At 45.3% G+C, this 2,548-nt stretch carries 3 protein-coding genes and 2 pseudogenes; all 5 read left to right on the forward strand.

Going from position 1 to position 2,548, the window contains the following annotated elements; all coding sequences use genetic code 11:
- Positions 1-258 (forward strand): annotated as a pseudogene (locus Q0236_RS01555) (RpiB/LacA/LacB family sugar-phosphate isomerase); the annotation flags it as partial.
- A gap of 653 nt (positions 259-911) precedes the next feature.
- On the forward strand, positions 912-1,154 hold the full coding sequence (locus Q0236_RS01560) for a hypothetical protein (RefSeq protein ID WP_005870567.1): 243 nt from the start codon (positions 912-914) through the stop codon (positions 1,152-1,154).
- Complete coding sequence (locus Q0236_RS01565) at positions 1,151-1,699, forward strand: adenine phosphoribosyltransferase (RefSeq protein WP_297914238.1); 549 nt, start codon at positions 1,151-1,153, stop codon at positions 1,697-1,699. Before Q0236_RS01560 ends, Q0236_RS01565 begins: the two co-directional genes overlap by 4 nt.
- Before the next feature lies 1 nt (position 1,700).
- On the forward strand, positions 1,701-2,318 hold the full coding sequence (locus tag Q0236_RS01570) for a DedA family protein (RefSeq protein WP_177388946.1): 618 nt from the start codon (positions 1,701-1,703) through the stop codon (positions 2,316-2,318).
- A pseudogene (locus Q0236_RS01575) lies at positions 2,293-2,548 on the forward strand (leucyl aminopeptidase); the annotation flags it as partial. The gene Q0236_RS01570 and the pseudogene Q0236_RS01575, both read left to right, overlap by 26 nt.

The following is a 2,548-nucleotide window of genomic DNA, read 5'->3' on the forward strand; positions in this document are numbered from 1 at the left end:
ACCGACTACGGCATTTACGGTGTTTTGATTTGCGGTACGGGCATCGGTATCAGCATCGCCGCAAACCGTCACGCTCACATCCGCTGCGCGCTGTGTCATGACGTGACGAGTGCGCGGCTGGCTAGAGAGCACAACGACGCCAACGTCCTAGCCTTCGGCGAGCGATTGATGGGCGCGCTGGTGATCGAAGATATGATTAGGGCATTTTTTAGTACCGATTTTGCGGGCGGTAGGCACATTAAGCGCGTCGCAAAGCTAGCTGCTTGCGGCAGTGCGAATTTTACGCATGGATTTGATGGGGAGAATTTCATGCAGAATTCCGCTCAAAATTTTACGGAACAAAGCTATGGCGCTAATTTAAATGGGCGGAATTCCAAATTAAGCTTCGGTGGTAAAAATCCTTCCGACAAAAATCCCATCGACACGGATTCCGCATTAAATTGCGCGCGGAGCTTTAACGATAAAAATTCCTTTTTTACCGGCGAGAATCCCTTGATAAGCTTTTGCGGTGCACGTCATATAAATTTAGATTCGACGCACGCAAAGATAATCTTTAATGAGAAAAATCCGCTAGATAAAAATTCCACTAGCGCAAATTCTACGTTAAATTTTACGCGCGCGAGCGTTTGCGAGAAAAATTCCGCTCAAAAAGCTAGCCGCAAAGATTTTGTCGGTTTAAACCCAGCAATTATAAATTTCAAGGCCACAAATTCCGTTTACATGAGCGTTAAGCCAAAAAACGTAAATTGCGCTAGTGCAGGTTTAACAGATGCGAATTCTGCTATTACGAGCGTAAATTTAAAGGAAGCAAATCTTTCTAGTGCGTATTTTAGGAGCATAAATTCTGTCTATTTTAGCGCAACACTCGCTACTATGCGCCGCTTTGCAAATCCAAATGAAGGAGACGAGCAATGAGCGTAGTATTAGGCGTTTTAGCGCTATTTTTTGCAGCGCTACTTATTCTATCGATCCGAAAAAATTCTAAAATTTACGCCTTACTTCGCAAGAGCGAAGAAAGAATTTCAAAGCTTAAAAGCGATAACGAAAAGCTCAAAACTGCCCTTCGCTTCGGCATTGAGGCCCTGCAAAATGAGGAGAGCGAAAACTGCAGCTTAAAAATCCAAAACGCAAGATTGAAAAGAGGTAAGCTATGAAAAGTCTAAGCAACGAGCAAAAAAGCTATTTATTTCGCTCGATCCGCACCGTGCGCGACTTCCCAAAGCCCGGTATTTTGTTTTACGATATCACGACACTCGTAGGCGATCGCGAGGCGTTTAATTTCCTGCTTGATCATCTAGCCGAGCGCTACGCCGATTACGGACTTGATTACATAGTAGGCATAGAAAGTCGCGGATTTATTTTTGCAGCGGCACTTGCTGCGAGGTTGAGGGTCGCTTTTGTGCCGATTAGAAAGCCAAAGAAGCTTCCTTATATCACGATTTCGCAAAAATACAGCCTTGAATACGGCTTCGATCAGGTCGAGATGCATGTGGATGCATTCTCCGGCGTGCAGGATGCCAAGGTGCTGCTAATCGATGATCTAATAGCCACCGGAGGCACCGCACGAGCGGCATTAGATCTCATCGCGCAGACGCAGGCTAAGTGCGTCGAGGCCTGCTTTTTGCTAAATTTACGCGAGCTGAACGATCTTAGCGAGTTTACGCGGCGCACGAACGTTTACTGCATTTTAGAGGCCTGATTTGGAAGAGCTACTTAAAAATTTACTGCAAGAATACCACCAATACGCCTATATCGTGCTTTTCGTTTGGTGTATTTTAGAAGGCGAAATCGCACTGATTTTGGGCGGTATCATGGCGCACGAGGGGCACATAAATTTGCCGCTAGGTATCTTTGTCGCGGGTCTTGGGGCATTTTGCGGCGATCAGTTTTATTTTTATATCGGTCGCTACAATAAAAAATATATCAGTAAAAAGCTCGCGGCACAGCGCCGAAAATTTGCGATCGCGCACCTGCTTTTGCAACGCTACGGCTGGCCGATAATTTTAATGCAGCGCTATATGTATGGCTTCCGCGTCATCATCCCGATGAGTATCGGCATCACTCGCTACAGCGCAAAGAAATTTGCGATTATCAATCTTTTTAGTGCTTGGTGCTGGTCGGGTGCGACGATGGTTTTGGCGTGGTATTTCGGCGAGGAGATTTGGAGTGGGCTGCGGCTAATCGAGCAACACTGGTATTTTGCGATACCTATCATAGGCGGAATTTTATATCTATTTTTTAGGTTATTTAAACGTATGGAAAATCACTTTATGAACTCACGAAAGGAACGAGATGAAAGTAAAACTGCTAGATCGTAAAATTAACGAGATAGAGGCGGATTTTGAAGTTATTTTAGTCGTAGATAAAAATTTAAATCACGAATTTATTAAAGACGCGGATAAGTTTGCGCTTTTTAACTATAAAGGCGAGGGCAATCTACTCCTTGCCGAGAGCGGGCGGTTGTACGTGGGCGTTAAGGAACTTAGCTTCGATAGGCTGCGAGCGGCGCTTGCGAGCGCATACAACGCGCTTAAGGGCTACGCGATCA

The organism is uncultured Campylobacter sp. (assembly GCF_938031315.1).
GTDB lineage: Bacteria > Campylobacterota > Campylobacteria > Campylobacterales > Campylobacteraceae > Campylobacter_B.

What these genes read in the sequence shown, in the direction of transcription:
- Q0236_RS01560 (WP_005870567.1), top strand. Translation starts at nt 912, where the DNA reads ATGAGCGTAGTATTAGGCGTTTTAGCGCTATTTTTTGCAGCGCTACTT.
- Q0236_RS01565 (WP_297914238.1), top strand. Translation starts at nt 1,151, where the DNA reads ATGAAAAGTCTAAGCAACGAGCAAAAAAGCTATTTATTTCGCTCGATC.